Origin of the sequence: uncultured Thermosynechococcus sp., from assembly GCF_938074695.1 — a bacterium.
Taxonomy (GTDB): domain Bacteria; phylum Cyanobacteriota; class Cyanobacteriia; order Thermosynechococcales; family Thermosynechococcaceae; genus Thermosynechococcus.
Genome location: NZ_CALJEM010000003.1, coordinates 35,661 through 50,303, shown reverse-complemented (window position 1 = coordinate 50,303; position 14,643 = coordinate 35,661). Strand labels below are relative to the sequence as shown.

The window sequence follows — 14,643 nt, the reverse complement described above, 5'->3', positions numbered from 1 at the left end:
GGGAATTTGCTATAGTGGGGATATGTTAAGTGATTGTTAACAATGCCAGCCACGCTACTTCGTTCTGCGGATTTTGCCCATCTTAACTATTCCCCCCAAGGCGATCGCTTTGATGGCTCTTGGGAATCTCTCCTAGCCACTCTCTTGGGACTGGGACGGGCGGCTGGCGCTGATTTTGTTGAGATTTTCTTAGAGCGCAACCACTACCTCAGTACCCTTGTGGAGGACGATCGCCTCACGAGTGTCTCGCCTCGCCTGAGTTTAGGGGCAGGGATTCGCGTTTTTCGGGGTACCAGCGATTGCTATGTGAGCACCAATGACCTGAGCTTCCAAGGGCTGCGGGCGGCTCTCGAGAAAGCCCTTGGCCTAATGGGCTTGCTCTTACCCAGTCCCCAAGCCTATGTGCCTGAAGTTCACCTTGAACCACTGCGGGACTATGCCCAAGGCCGCAAGGAAGGCTGGCTGGCCACCTGTAGTTCGATTGCTGAAGTGGCAGATATTCTCCTGGCGGGGAGCGATCGCCTGCGCCAGAAAACTCAGCATCTGCAATCCCGTCGTCTCAGTTATTTTCGCGATTGGCAAGAGGTGATGGTGGCCGCCAGCGATGGCACGTTTGGGCGCGATATTCGCCTCACCCAGTCGGCAGTGGCCTCGGTTCTCTGTGCCGACGGGGAACACCGCGCCTCCATTGGTGAGCGCCATGGCGATACCAGTAACCCCGACTTTTTGCGCCAGTGGGACTACACTGCCTTGACTGACACTGTTGCTGAAGCAGCCGGCAAAATGCTCTATGCCGACTACGTGGAATCGGGTACCTATCCCGTAATCATGGCCAACCAATTTGGCGGTGTGATCTTCCATGAAGCCTGTGGTCACCTCTTGGAAACCACCCAAATTGAGCGGGGCACCACCCCCTTTGCCGACAAAAAAGGGGAAAAAATTGCCCATGAAAACTTGACGGCCTGGGATGAGGGCATGACCCCCGGCGCCTTTGGCAGCATTGACATGGACGATGAGGGGATGCCGGCACAGCGCACATTGCTGATTGAAAATGGCGTCCTCAAGAATTTCTTGAGCGATCGCGCCGGTTCGATGCGTACAGGGCACCCGCGCACGGGCAGTGGCCGCCGCCAAAGTTATAGCTATGCGGCCGCTTCGCGGATGCGCAATACCTATATTGCTCCCGGCGAGTACACAGTTGAGGACTTAATTGCTTCTGTGGATCGCGGCATTTACTGCAAACGCATGGGAGGTGGCAGCGTCGGCGCCACAGGTCAATTTAACTTTGCCGTTGAGGAGGCCTACTGGATTGAAAATGGCCAACTCAAACACCCCCTCAAAGGAGCCACACTGATTGGCGAAGCCAAAGAAATTCTGCAGCGAATTTCTATGTCTGCTAACGATCTCGCCCTTGCCCCCGGCTTCTGTGGCTCGATTAGTGGTAGCATTTACGTCACTGTCGGTCAGCCCCATATCAAAGTGGACGCTATTACCGTGGGTGGCCGCTAAACTGATTACCTGCGGTTATGGGTTTGAGTAGAAATACCTAAAGATTTTATATGTGAATTTTTGTGACTTTGGCTACATTATCATAGAAAAAGAAGGGAAGGAAAGGCAGTGCAGCTTTTTAATCGCCCTCACCGCCTGGTGGGTGCCTTAACTTCTCTTCGGAGACAAAACATTGGACTGAATGACCAGTGCTTACTGGTCTTTTTTTTGCTTTTTTAAGCCGCCCTCGCCTAGGCGGCGGCTGGAGTTTTCACTTGAGCAAGAAGTTCCTGGAGTTCTTCACCCTCAATTACTTCTTTCTCTAGGAGTTTTTGGGCGATCGCTTCGAGAAGGTCACGGTTTTCCTTGAGAATGCTGAGCGCCTGCTGGTGGGCTGACTCGACAATTTCCTTGACCTCGCGATCAATGGCTTGAGCGGTTTCTTCACTCACTGCCCGCAACATCATGCCATTGGTCGTTAAAAAGCTGGACTGTTTTTGCTCAAAGGCAAGGGGACCCAGGACTTTGCTCATACCGTAACTGCGCACCATCCGCTCCGCCAAATCCGTTGCCCGTTGCAGATCATTGGCTGCCCCAGTGGTGATGGTGCCAAAGACAATCTCCTCTGCCGATCGCCCCCCCAGCAATGTGGCAATTTGAGCACGCAACTCCTGCTCATCAAGAAGGAAGCGATCCTCTGTTGGCAACTGCAACGTATAACCAAGGGCGGCCATGCCACGGGGCACAATCGAGATTTTCTCTACACGACCGCTCCCCGGCAGGGCACAGCCAACAAGGGCATGCCCCACTTCGTGGTAGGCGACAATTTTCTTCTCCTTCTCGTTGAGGACGCGGCTTTTCTTCTCAAGACCGGCCACAATGCGTTCAATTGCTTCGGCAAAGTCCTGTTGGGTCACCACTTCCCGTTGATTGCGAGCCGCGAGTAGGGCGGCCTCATTGACCAAGTTGGCCAAATCTGCGCCGGCAAACCCCGGTGTACGGGCGGCGATCGCGTGCAGATCCACTTCAGGGGCTAGTTTTACCTTTTTGGCATGGATTTTCAAAATTGCCTCCCGCCCACTCAAATCGGGGCGATCCACCAACACTTGGCGGTCAAACCGTCCAGGTCGCAGTAGGGCTGGATCAAGGGTTTCCGGTCGGTTGGTTGCTGCTAAAACAATGACCGTTGCCCCTGTGGCATCAAAGCCATCCATTTCCGTCAGCAGTTGGTTCAGAGTTTGTTCCCGCTCATCATTTCCGCCATAGAAGCCAGCGCTGGAACGCGATTTACCAATGGCATCCAACTCATCAATAAAGACAATACAGGGGGCTTGCTTTTTCGCCTGCTCAAAGAGATCCCGCACACGGGCAGACCCTACACCCACAAATAGCTCCACAAATTCCGATCCGGAAATTGAGAAAAAGGGCACATTGGCTTCGCCGGCAACCGCTTTAGCCAGTAGGGTTTTCCCTGTTCCCGGTGGCCCGACGAGCAGCACGCCTTTGGGAATGCGAGCACCAATTTGAATATAACGCTGGGGATTTTTTAGGAAATCAACAATCTCGACGAGTTCAGCCTTGGCTTCCTCAACCCCGGCGACATCGTCGAAGCGAATTCCTGTGTTTGCACCTTCAACGTAAACCTTGGCACGGCTTTTACTGATGGAGAGAACGCCCTGTGGCCCGCCCGCTTGGCGACTGGCAAAGAATTGAAAGATTAACACAAACACAATCGGGGGAATTACCCAGCCGAGGATGTTCAACACCCAACTATTGCGGGGTGGGGGTGCCGCTGCAAATTCCACTCCCTGAGCTTCCAGTCGCTTGGGTAGCTCTAAGTCAAAGATGGGGGTGGTGGCCAACACTTGGGCAGGGCGATCGCCTTTGGGTTTGAGTTGGTAAAGAATCTCGTCTTGACTGATATAGACGCGGTTCACCTCCCCTTCTTCCACTTGGTGGATAAACACACTATAGGGAACTTGAGGTGGGCGCGGTGAGAACAACTGCGGGAAGAACAGATTCAGTAGAAGAAAGCCTACCCCCAGCAATAGTAAAAAATTACCAATTTGACGGCTCCGCGGTGCTTGCGGTGAGTCTTTAATGGCCATAACAAACGCTCCCCAGCGGGTACTTACTGTCCATAGTGACACTTGGGAGGAATGGAGGGCAAGGGTCAGAACTTTAAGATTAATTCACCTCCGCCGTTGGCGAGTTGAGCAAGGCCCAGTAACCTCGGAAAGATGGTTAAGCTTTTGCTATACTAGAGTATTGTCCTTTGATCTAACCTTTTTGCATCGTAGCATGGTTGACCTAAGTAGCCTCAGACGCGATTTTTCCCTCTTGCGCGATCGCCTGGGTCATGCCCAGGACTATCTTTGACCCGGCTGCATTGAGGGCAAAAATTCATGACCTTGAGCACACGGCGGCTCAACCCGACTTCTGGAATCATCCGGCAACCGCCCAAGCTACGCTACAGCAGCTCACTGAAACTAAGGACACCCTCAGCCAACTCCAGGATTGGCAAAAAAAACTTGAGCACGTGGAAACTGCTCTGGAGCTTCTTGAATTAGAAGCAGATCAATCTTTGCTAGCAGAAGCCACAACCCTGCTGAAAGACCTAGGAACCCAGTTGAGCCGCTGGGAACTGGAGCAGCTCCTGAAGGGACCCTACGACAAAAATAACGCCATCCTAACAATCAATGCCGGCGCCGGCGGCACTGACGCTCAAGACTGGGCAGAAATGTTACTGCGCATGTACACCCGCTGGGCAGAACGTCACGGTTACCAAACCCATCTGGCGGAACTGTCGGAAGGAGAGGAAGCGGGTATAAAGTCGGCCACCCTAGAGATTCGCGGCCGCTATGCCTACGGTTATCTGCGCTCGGAAAAGGGCACCCACCGCCTGGTGCGCATTTCTCCCTTTAATGCCAATGGTAAGCGGCAGACGAGTTTTGCCGGCGTGGATGTGATGCCAGAGCTAGATCAATCCGTTACAGTGGAAATTCCCGAGAGCGATTTGGAGATTACCACCTCCCGCAGTGGCGGCAAGGGCGGCCAAAACGTCAACAAGGTGGAAACGGCAGTGCGCATTGTCCACAAGCCAACAGGCTTAGCCGTCCGCTGCACCCAAGAGCGATCGCAACTGCAAAACAAGGAAAAAGCCCTTGCCATTCTCAAAGCAAAGCTATTGGTGATTGCCCAAGAGCAAAAAGCAAAGGAAATTGCCGATATTCGTGGCGATGCCGTTGAGGCGGCTTGGGGGAACCAAATTCGTAACTATGTCTTCCATCCCTACCAACTGGTGAAAGACCTACGCACCGACGTGGAAACTACAGCCGTTCAGGACGTGATGGACGGTGACCTCGATCCTTTTATCCAGGCCTATCTCCGTCAGCAAACAGAGGAGTCCCGCTAAATAAAAAACCTCCCCCTAAAGGGTTGGGGAGGTCTTGACAAAAGTTCAGCCAATGAAAGAGAACCTAAATCTCCACCACACCCCCTGCAGCCTGCAGGCGAGCACGGGCACGGCGAAAGGCTTGGGTGGCTTGAATTTTGGCTTGTTTGGATTCTCCCTGTTCAGCTTTGGCAAGGGCAGCCTGGGCTTCAGCAAATTCGGCCTTGGCTTTTTCTAGGTCAATTTTGTCGCCGCGCTCAGCCCCGTTGACAAGGATGGTCACTTCGTTGTTTTCCACCTCCGCAAAGCCCCCCATGAGGGCGATCGCCACCCATTCGCGGTTCTGGCGCACCCGCATGACACCTATTTCTAAGGCAGTTAAGAGGGGGGCATGATTGGAAAGAATGCCCAACTGCCCCGTCGTACTGGGCAAAATGACTTCTTCGGCGGGGGCATCCCAAACAGTTTTATCGGGCGCAATTACCCGAACAGTCATCACCATAACGCTTCCTTTGCCACTCAATCGGAATCTCAGGGTGGGTTGCCCCACCCTCTATTACTTCTGCAAAACCTAGGCTTTCAGTTTTTCAGCTTTGGCTTTTGCTTCTTCGATATTGCCCACCATGTAGAAGGCTTGCTCTGGCAGATCATCCAGCTCACCGCTGAGGATCATCTGGAAGCCTTTGATGGTTTCTGGAAGGGGGACATACTTCCCAGGGGCACCGGTAAAGACCTCGGCCACAAAGAAGGGCTGCGACAGGAAACGCTCAATTTTCCGTGCCCGTGCCACCGTGAGGCGGTCTTCTTCAGAGAGTTCATCAAGACCCAAAATGGCGATAATGTCTTGCAGCTCTTTGTAGCGCTGTAGTGTAGCTTGGACGGCGCGTGCTGTTTGATAGTGTTCTTCACCGACAATGTCTGGCTGCAGCATATTGGAAGTGGAGCCAAGGGGATCTACCGCAGGGTAAATCCCTTTAGCAGCCAGACTGCGGGAGAGCACGGTGGTACCATCCAAGTGAGCAAAGGTGGTTGCCGGCGCAGGGTCAGTTAAGTCGTCCGCAGGCACATAAACCGCTTGAATTGAGGTAATCGAACCTTCGGTGGTCGAGGTAATCCGCTCCTGCAGTGCCCCCACATCTGTACCAAGGGTAGGCTGGTATCCCACCGCAGAGGGCATCCGACCCAACAGTGCCGACACCTCTGAACCTGCCTGGACAAAGCGGAAGATGTTATCAATAAACAGCAGAACATCCTGCTTGTTGACATCGCGGAAGTATTCGGCCATTGTCAACCCCGACAGACCTACGCGCATCCGGGCACCGGGGGGTTCGTTCATTTGACCGTACACAAGGGCAATTTTTGATTTGCTGGGATCGTCTTTATTGATGACACCCGATTCAATCATCTCGTTATAGAGGTCATTGCCTTCGCGGGTACGCTCACCCACCCCGGCAAACACTGAGACACCGCCGTGTTGGGTGGCAATGTTGTTGATAAGCTCCATCATGATCACGGTCTTGCCCACACCGGCACCACCAAAGAGGCCGATTTTACCGCCACGGCGATAGGGGGTGAGTAGGTCAATCACCTTGATGCCCGTTTCAAACACCGAGGGCTTAGTTTCCAATTGCGTAAAGCTGGGGGCAGGACGGTGAATAGGCAGGGTTTCAGTGGCATTGACGGCACCTTTTTCGTCCACGGGTTCACCCAGCACATTGAAGATGCGGCCAAGGGTAGCCGTCCCGACGGGCACGCTGATGGGGGCACCGGTGTCAACAACTTCCATTCCCCGCACTAAGCCATCGGTGCTGCTCATGGCAACGGCACGGACGCGGTTATCGCCTAGCAGTTGTTGCACTTCGCAGGTAACTGCCACGTCTAGGCCGGCCTCGTTTTTGCCTTGAATCCGCAGGGCGTTGTAAATGGCGGGCATTTTGCCGCTGGGAAATTCAATGTCAACGACAGGGCCAATGACCTGAGTAATAAAGCCTACATTGGTTCGTTCTGCTGATATGACCATGGACGTTTGCCTACTGTCTAGGTAAATTCATTTGCGTTTTTTAGAGGGCGATCGCTCGCCAAGGGGCACAACGATCGCGATTGAAAGTGGAATGCAGCGCTTGGTGCAAGCGCACCACAATACAACGTACCACTAATGCGGCCTTTTTCTATCGGATTCGGTCGGATCCAAGTTTGGAGTCTCATTGACCCAGCGCAGTTGCTGCGAAAAAGGCGGCAGGGCAGAAATTAGCCAACGACTTCAATTTCGTCCTCAAAAAACCAAGTGCTGGAGCGGTCGTCAAAGGTGACAATAACGCCAACCCCACTGCCATCGGTCATCTTAAAACCGGTAATTTGACCCACTTGGCCGAGTTTTTGAATGATGTCTTGGGCGACGCGATCGCGAATTCGACAGACGCGCACTTTTTGCCCCACGTCCATAGCAACTCCCAAACTTTGTATAATCCTTGAAAATCCTACCAAGAAACCGTCACATTCACACGGGTTTACACTATGGGTCGTCTGCGGGTTGGGCTACTGTTTGGGGGACGCTCACGGGAGCATGAGGTTTCAGTGGCCTCGGCAGCAGCGATCGCCCAAGCCTTTGCCGAAGGCGACAATCGCGATCGCTATGAAGTGGTGCCCATCTATATTCAAAAAGATGGTTACTGGCGCTTGACAGACCGCGTTGGCATCCCCGCTGAGCCAGCACCAGAGGCGTCCCTCTGGCAATTTCCTACGGTTGCTGAAACCATTGACGTTTGGTTCCCAATGCTCCACGGCCCCAACGGTGAGGATGGCACCATTCAAGGCCTGCTGCAATTGATGCAACGCCCCTATGTGGGTTCAGGGGTGGCCGCCTCGGCCATTGGTATGGACAAAATTCTGATGAAAACGGTCTTTGGCGCGGTGGGCTTACCCCAGGTGCGCTACGTAGCCCTTCAGCGCAGTGACCTCTGGTCGGATCCCTGTCGTTACCACCATTTGTGCGATCGCATTGAAACCGAACTGGGCTATCCCTGCTTTGTGAAACCCGCCAACCTTGGTTCCTCAGTGGGCATTACCAAGGCAAAAAATCGCCAACAACTCACAACTGCCCTTGAGGCCGCTGCTGAATTGGATCGCCGCATTATTGTTGAAGCAGGTGTAGTTGCCCGTGAGCTAGAATGCGCTGTGCTCGGCAATGACAAACCCCAAGCCTCGGTGGTGGGGGAAATTACCTACAACAGTGAGTTTTACGACTACGAAACGAAATATACCGAGGGTCGCGCCCAACTCCATATCCCTGCGGACATTCCCCCCGCAGTGAGTGAGCAGATCCGCAGCCTGTCCCTACAGGCTTTTCAAGCCCTTGATGCCGCCGGCCTTGCCCGCTTTGATTTCTTCTATCTCCCAAGCACAGGGGAAGTGTTGATGAACGAAGTGAATACCCTGCCGGGGTTTACAGCCCTGAGTATGTACCCGCAACTGTGGGCGGCCAGTGGCGTGCCTTTTCCAGAGTTAGTTCATCGCTTGGTGCAGTTGGCGCTAGAACGGCACGGCTAGGGACTTCCCCCTTATGTGAAGAACAATAAAGGCAGCGAATCAAGGTCTTGACTTATTCCACTAAATAACTCTATAGCCATATAAGACTATATGGCTAGGCATGTTATGAAACAATCCTTGCGGAGCAAGTCCAGTCAATGGGCAACAATTTGGCTATTTTTTCTTGATTGCGATTGGGGGTCTTTGGTAGCCGTGGCTCGGCTACCTCATGCTGGGTATTCCCGTGCTGGCCTATTTTCGTAGCCGCTACTGGTGTAGTAACCTCTGCCTTCGGGGCGCCTTCTTTGATTTATCACTTTAGCCCCCACCGTCCCTATCCCAAACTCTTCAAAAAACAGCGTTTCCGCTGGGCTGTCTTTCGCTTGACCATTTTTGCCATTCGCATGACCTTGGCATGGAGCAATTAGATGGCGGTGGGGGGTCTCTTTGTGAATCTGTGTGTCGTCACATCCATTGTGGCAATTCTCTTAGGGGTGATTTTTAATCAGCGGGCGTGGTGTGCCATTTGCCCCATGGGAACTCTCCAAGAATCACTGGGCAAGCTCGGCAGTGGGCGAACGAAAGCCAAAAAGCCAGTGCTAAAGCCACAAAATTATTGCTGCCTGTGGAGTAAGCAGGCGATCGCTAGCATTCACTAGAATTAAGGTATCCACCGAAGACAGCAACCAACGTGAGTAAACTGCAGGAGTGGGGATTCAGTAAAGACTGGTGGCGCAACCAACGGGGAGAATTTTGGGTCATTGGCCAAGCGGTGCTCAGTATTGGCTTTATTCTCTTGCCGGTGGTACGAGTGGTGAGCTTGCCCTTGTCGGTGCGCCTAGGACTGACCCTTGGCTTGGGGCTGATTGGCCTTGGCCTGGGGATTGCTGGCCTGTTTCACCTAGGGAATAACTTGACGCCCCTCCCCCATCCTAAGGAAGACAGTCAATTAGTGACCACGGGGGTTTATGGGTGGGTGCGCCATCCGATCTATAGCAGTGTCATCTTTTTGGCCTTGGCTTATACGGCTTGGCAAATGAGCCTTTCCCACGGGCTGGGGGCGATCGCCCTCTTCATTTTCTTTGACCGCAAGGCGGCTCAAGAGGAGCAGTGGCTAGCGGCTAAGTTTGAGGACTACGCCAGTTATCGGCAGGCGGTGAAAAAACTGATTCCCTTCCTTTACTGATTTCCGTTCTTTTGCTGGTTTGGCTGGAACACAACTTGCCGCAGACTGGATACAGGGTAGCTACCGTCCCCTTATCGAAGCTCTCATGGATGTTGTCCTTTGCCATCAAATTGCCGATTTTGATACCCTAGGGGCAGCCGTAGGTCTGGCGCGTCTGTATCCGGGTACCAAAATTGTCCTGACGGGGGGGACGCACCCCAAGGTGGGGGAGTTTTTGGCCTATCACCGCGATGAGTATCCCCTCATTGAAGCAAGAGCCGTTGACCCTAGCCAATTGCGGCAAATTTGGGTAGTGGATACGCAGTGGCGCCGCCAGTTGGGGCAAGCCGCAGGATGGCTAGACCAGCCCCACGTCCGAATTGGTCTATACGATCACCATTTAGAGGTAACAGGGGACATTGTGCCGCAGCAGCAATGGTTAGAACCCGTTGGCGCCACCAGCACGATTCTCTGTGAACAGTTGCAGGCTAAAAAAATTACCCTTTCCCCGACAGAAGCAACGGTGCTGGCGTTGGGCATTCATGCCGATACGGGTTCTTTGACCTTTGAGCAAACCACAGTGCGGGATGTGCAGGCCCTGGCTTGGCTGTTGAACCAAGGGGCAAATCAGCGGGCGATCGCCACCTATTCCGAGGCTGGCTTGAGTGCAGAGCTGCAACCCTATCTGCGGCAGGCGTGGGCGAATCTCCAGCAAGTAGTTCATCACGGCTACCGACTGGGCTGGGTACTGCTGCACACAGCGGACTATCTCCCTGGACTCTCACGGTTAGTCAGCCAATTGGCGGATCTCAGTGAGTGCGATGCCCTGCTCCTTGGGCATCAGTATCGGCAACATCATCTTGCGATTATTGCCCGCAGCCGCATTCCTAGGGTCAATGTTGCCCATTTGCTGACTCCCCTGGGGGGGGGTGGCCATGCCCAAGCTGCCGCAGTAACCGTTACCACAGACCATCCAGAGGCGCTGCTCGAAAAGCTGTTTGAGACCCTCAAAGAACAAATTCCCCGTCCGCCAACCGCAGCAGAACTCATGTCCTCGCCTGTGCGCACTGTCCGCCCAGAGACCTCCATTGCCGATGCCCACCGCATCTTGCTGCGCTATGGCCATTCCGGGCTGTCGGTGGTGAGTGCAGAAGGGGAACTTCAAGGGATCATTTCACGGCGGGATTTAGATGTGGCGCTGCACCATGGGTTTGCCCATGCGCCGGTCAAAGGCTATATGAAAGCACCGGTGCGCACGGTTTCGCCCACGACACCGTTACCGGAGATTCAAGCCCTGATGGTGCAGTACGATATTGGGCGGTTACCCGTGGTGAATGATCAGGGTGACCTTGTGGGGATTGTTACCCGTACCGATGTGTTGCGCCATCTCTATGCCCTTAGCCGCGAAACGGAAACCGTGTGCCCTTTGCCAGCCTTAAATCTTTACGAAGCTTTACAGGAACGGCTGCCGGAGGCACTGTGGGCACTGCTACAACGGGCGGCGGCGATCGCCAAGGAACAGGGCTGGCAACTTTACCTTGTGGGAGGCGCCGTGCGGGATCTGCTGCTGGCGATCGCCCAGGGGAATTGCCCCTTACCCACACGGGAGTTTGATTTAGTTGTAGATGGGGTGCAACAGGAGGAGGCGGCCGGGGTGCATTTGGCGCAAGCGCTCCATGACCTCTACCCCGAGACGGATTTACAGATCTACGGTCAGTTTCAAACCGCTGCGCTCCACTGGCCGAAGACGTCGGCCCTGGCAGGGTTTGCCGTAGATATTGCCACTGCCCGCAGTGAGTTTTATCCCTATCCGGCAGCGCATCCGGAAGTGGCAGCCAGTTCGATTCGCCAAGATCTCTACCGCCGCGACTTTACCATCAATGCCCTGGCCATGCGCCTTACCCCACCGCGCCACGGCGAGATTCTGGATTTCTTTGGGGGGCAGGAGGATTTGCAGCGGCGGTTGATTCGGGTGCTTCACCCCAACAGTTTTATTGAAGACCCGACACGGATTTTTCGGGCGGTGCGTTTTGCGGTGCGCCTTGGCTTTGACCTAGAGCCGCAAACCCGCCAGTACATCGAATATGCCCTGACAAGCGGTGTTTTTGCCGGCCGCGATCGCCATTTAGGCGCGCCCCGAGGGGGCGATCGCTCCACCTCAAAACGGCCTTCCCTCCAGAGTCGGCTGCGCAATGAACTGCGCTATATTCTGGAACTCCCCCTTGCCCCTGGCGAACACTTTGGCGGTGAGCGTGCCTTAACAATGCTGGCGGAGTTGGGTGCCCTCGAGTGTTTAGATCGCCAAGTCACCTTTGATGCAGCAGCTAAAGAACGCCTAAAATTGGTTTGGGAGTGGTGGCCAGAGGTTCCTGAGCGGCGGGAGTGGCAAAGCTTTCCCCTGTGGGAGCTAGAACTCTTGGCACTGATTGTGACGGTTCCCACCGCAGGGGCGATCGCCCGTCAACTGCAACTGGGGGAGCAGATCTGGGAGTGGCTCGACACTTTTCCTAACTTTCAAGAGACATGGCAGACATTGCGGCAGAGCCAGCAACCCCGCAGTTGCTACTGCAACTTTTTAGAACATCAGCCCCTCCCTCTAATTGTGCTGTTGGCAGCGGTGCAGCAGGCAAAGGGGAGTGAAGCAGCGTTGTCGGATGTGACCCTCTTGCGGGAATATCTCTGGCAGTGGCGGTTGCAAAAGCCCCCCTTGAATGGCCACGACCTGCAGCAGTTGGGCTATGCCCGTGGACCGCAATTACGGCAGATTCTCCTTGCCCTGCGCTCAGCAATGCTCGATGGCCTTGTCAGCGATCGCCCCAGTGCCATTGCCTATGTTGAAGCCCATTTTCCGAGGTCATGAATTGGTTTCAACCGGTTATTGGTCAGCCAACCGCCGTACAACTGTTAACCCATGCCCTTGAGCGCCAGCGCCTAGCACCCGCCTACCTTTTTGTGGGTCCTGAAGGCGTCGGCCGTGCCCTCACTGCCCGCTGCTTCCTCCACGCCATTCTCGAAGAGGACAGTGACCTTAGCAACCACCCCGATGTCCTCTGGCTAGAACCCACCTACAGTGTGCAAGGGACGCTCTACACCCGTCGCCAACTGCTTGCGGCAAATAAGGAGATTCCCCGCAGCCCGCCTCAACTGCGCTTGGAGCAAATTCGCCAACTCAGCCGTCACCTCAGCCAACCGCCTATGCGCGCCCCGCGATCGCTGGTGGTTTTAACCCAAGCCGAAACCATGAATGAAGCCGCTGGCAATGCCCTGCTGAAAACCCTTGAGGAACCGGGGCGTGCCACGCTAATTCTCATTGCCCCCAGTCCATCGGCTTTATTGAATACAATTGTTTCCCGCTGTCAGCACATTCCCTTCTATCCCCTTAATCGTCAGGATATGGAACAGGTACTGGCACAGGTGGCTCCCCCTGAGTTTTGGCATCAAGTCACTCCCGCCCTGCTGGCTTTGGGAGCAGGGTCGCCGGGGGCAATTCTGCAAGCCTGGCAAACATGGCAAGAAATTCCTGAGGCGTTTCGCCACCTTGGTGAACAACTGACTGCCCCCCTACCTCTACAAACTGCTTTGGAATTGGCACGGGACATCAGCCAGTCCCTAGATGTGGAACGGCAGCTGTGGCTTCTGAGTCTAATGCAGCAGCAACTGTGGCAAGGGGGAGAGTTTCCCCGGTGTGTTTCAATGCTTCAGGAATTGGAGCGTGCCCGCCAGTATTTGCAGCAGTACGTTCAGCCTCGCCTTGTTTGGGAGGTATTACTAATGCAGTGGGGGAGAGTGTGATAGGCTATCAGCAGCAGTTGGAAAAATGACAGGGTCAATCATGGTAAAGCACCAATGGCTGGGAGCCATCGCGATCGCGGTGCTCCTAGGGGGATGCCGGTCGGCCATGGGTCGCTTAGAATCACCGGCAGTTGCCCGTCCAGACCGTGAAGGGGTCAACGCCGATGTGGCTGTGGCACGGTTGGCGCCCTTGGAAGCGGGGGCAACTCTGACGGGTACCACACGCCCCTATCGTGAAGTGATGCTGCGTTCTCAAGTAGAAGGTCAAGTGATTCGCCTTGGGGTCGATGTGGGCGATCGCGTGCAATTGGGGCAATTGCTGGCGGAGGTGGATCCGGTTGTCCTCAAAAACGCGGTTTTTCAAGCAGAGGCTGAACTTGCCGCCCGCCGCAGTGAAGTGATTCAAGCCCAAGCCGCCGTCAACCGTGCCCGTACCGCCGTCGAAGAAGCCCGTCTTACCCTCCAGCAAGCAGAAAGCGATGCCCGCCGCCTTGAAACCCTAGGGCGGGAGGGTGCCGTCTCAGCGCAAGCAGTGGAACAAGCCCGCACAACGGCCCAAAGGGCACGGCAGGTACTGCGCTCCCGCGAAGCAGAAGTGGTGACCGTTCAACAGGGGGTGGCCGTTGCCCAGGGACGGGTGCAAGCCCAAATAGCCCTTGTTCAACAGGCACGGGCACGCCTAAATCAAGCCCTTGTGCGATCGCCCCTGAATGGGGTGGTGCTGGAGCGACTCACCGAAGTGGGCAACCTGCTGCAGCCGGGGGGAGAGATCCTGCGCCTTGGGGATATTCGTCAACTTAAGGTGGTGGTGGAGGTCTCAGAACGGGAACTGGCCAGATTAGCCCCCGCTCAAGGGGCAACCATCACCTTTGATGCCGTTCCCAATCGCACCTACCAAGGTCGGATTATCCGCATTTCACCCGCTGCTGCCGCTGCTCGCCTGATTCCTGTGGAAGTGGGGATTGACAATGCCGATGAACGCTTAGGCAGCGGTTTGCTGGCACGGGTAACTTTCCAAAGAGCCGATGCACCACGCTTGATAATTCCTCAGTCGGCTCTCAGTGGCTTTGAAGAAGGGCGGCTGTCCTCACGCCAGGGCAGTGTTTTTGTGGTGGTGGGCGATCGCGTGCAAGAACGGCCGGTTACTCTCGGCCAACGGCGCGGGGACAAGGTGGAGGTTCTCGGGGGGTTGAACCCCGGCGAGCGCTATGTCGTGCGCGCCAGTCGCCCCCTGCGGGACGGCGATAAAATTCGCCCCAGTATCCTCTCGGAGGGTTAA

Annotated in this window: 14 protein-coding genes; 10 read left to right on the top strand and 4 right to left on the bottom strand. The window is 55.0% G+C overall.

All coding sequences use genetic code 11. The annotated features are described in order from the left end of the window. The first annotated feature begins 42 nt into the window (after positions 1-42). On the top strand, positions 43-1,509 hold the full coding sequence (locus Q0683_RS00575; protein ID WP_298612267.1) for a TldD/PmbA family protein: 1,467 nt from the start codon (positions 43-45) through the stop codon (positions 1,507-1,509). A gap of 230 nt (positions 1,510-1,739) precedes the next feature. Here the strand turns inward: Q0683_RS00575 and ftsH4 are convergent, their stop codons facing one another. Continuing rightward, positions 1,740-3,596, bottom strand: coding sequence for an ATP-dependent zinc metalloprotease FtsH4 (gene ftsH4 / locus Q0683_RS00570; RefSeq protein WP_298612270.1), 1,857 nt, complete (start codon positions 3,594-3,596; stop codon positions 1,740-1,742). 193 nt (positions 3,597-3,789) lie between these two features. Between ftsH4 and prfB the strand changes: the two genes are divergently transcribed. Next, positions 3,790-4,903, top strand: a protein-coding gene (prfB, locus tag Q0683_RS00565) for a peptide chain release factor 2 (RefSeq protein WP_298612273.1) whose coding sequence is annotated in 2 segments (ribosomal slippage) — positions 3,790-3,864 and positions 3,866-4,903 — 1,113 coding nt in all. Because the reading frame shifts where the segments join, the coding sequence is not laid out codon by codon here. A 64-nt stretch (positions 4,904-4,967) separates the two neighbouring features. On the opposite strand, the gene atpC is transcribed toward prfB, so the two are convergent. The 3 genes from atpC to Q0683_RS00550 all read right to left on the bottom strand — a co-directional run bounded on the left by atpC (position 4,968) and on the right by Q0683_RS00550 (position 7,324). Further along, positions 4,968-5,384 carry an ATP synthase F1 subunit epsilon gene (atpC, locus tag Q0683_RS00560; RefSeq protein ID WP_298612276.1) on the bottom strand — a complete coding sequence of 139 codons (417 nt, stop codon included), beginning with the start codon at positions 5,382-5,384 and terminating at the stop codon, positions 4,968-4,970. 69 nt (positions 5,385-5,453) lie between these two features. Then, positions 5,454-6,902 (bottom strand): F0F1 ATP synthase subunit beta, encoded by a 1,449-nt coding sequence (atpD, locus tag Q0683_RS00555; RefSeq protein WP_298612279.1) that lies wholly within the window; start codon positions 6,900-6,902, stop codon positions 5,454-5,456. 227 nt (positions 6,903-7,129) lie between these two features. Next, a complete protein-coding gene (locus Q0683_RS00550; protein ID WP_149817325.1) occupies positions 7,130-7,324 on the bottom strand; it encodes a DUF2862 domain-containing protein in 195 nt (64 codons plus the stop codon). 72 nt (positions 7,325-7,396) lie between these two features. On the opposite strand from Q0683_RS00550, the gene Q0683_RS00545 reads away from it, so the two are divergent. The 8 genes from Q0683_RS00545 to Q0683_RS00515 all read left to right on the top strand — a co-directional run bounded on the left by Q0683_RS00545 (position 7,397) and on the right by Q0683_RS00515 (position 14,643). Then, positions 7,397-8,428 carry a D-alanine--D-alanine ligase family protein gene (locus Q0683_RS00545; RefSeq protein WP_298617236.1) on the top strand — a complete coding sequence of 344 codons (1,032 nt, stop codon included), beginning with the start codon at positions 7,397-7,399 and terminating at the stop codon, positions 8,426-8,428. A gap of 208 nt (positions 8,429-8,636) precedes the next feature. Continuing rightward, entirely contained in the window at positions 8,637-8,729 is a 93-nt protein-coding gene (locus tag Q0683_RS10985; RefSeq protein ID WP_366142710.1) for a 4Fe-4S binding protein, read from the top strand. After that, positions 8,713-8,835, top strand: coding sequence for a hypothetical protein (locus tag Q0683_RS00540; RefSeq protein ID WP_298975697.1), 123 nt, complete (start codon positions 8,713-8,715; stop codon positions 8,833-8,835). Before Q0683_RS10985 ends, Q0683_RS00540 begins: the two co-directional genes overlap by 17 nt. Beyond that, positions 8,836-9,066 carry a 4Fe-4S binding protein gene (locus tag Q0683_RS00535; protein WP_298975694.1) on the top strand — a complete coding sequence of 77 codons (231 nt, stop codon included), beginning with the start codon at positions 8,836-8,838 and terminating at the stop codon, positions 9,064-9,066. A gap of 32 nt (positions 9,067-9,098) precedes the next feature. Then, a complete protein-coding gene (locus tag Q0683_RS00530) occupies positions 9,099-9,593 on the top strand; it encodes an isoprenylcysteine carboxylmethyltransferase family protein (RefSeq protein ID WP_298612289.1) in 495 nt (164 codons plus the stop codon). An 85-nt stretch (positions 9,594-9,678) separates the two neighbouring features. After that, positions 9,679-12,432: a CBS domain-containing protein gene (locus tag Q0683_RS00525; RefSeq protein WP_298975690.1), complete on the top strand. Its 2,754-nt coding sequence runs from the start codon at positions 9,679-9,681 to the stop codon at positions 12,430-12,432. Continuing rightward, entirely contained in the window at positions 12,429-13,364 is a 936-nt protein-coding gene (locus Q0683_RS00520; protein WP_298612295.1) for a DNA polymerase III subunit delta', read from the top strand. Before Q0683_RS00525 ends, Q0683_RS00520 begins: the two co-directional genes overlap by 4 nt. 25 nt (positions 13,365-13,389) lie before the next feature. Beyond that, positions 13,390-14,643 (top strand): efflux RND transporter periplasmic adaptor subunit, encoded by a 1,254-nt coding sequence (locus tag Q0683_RS00515; protein WP_298975686.1) that lies wholly within the window; start codon positions 13,390-13,392, stop codon positions 14,641-14,643.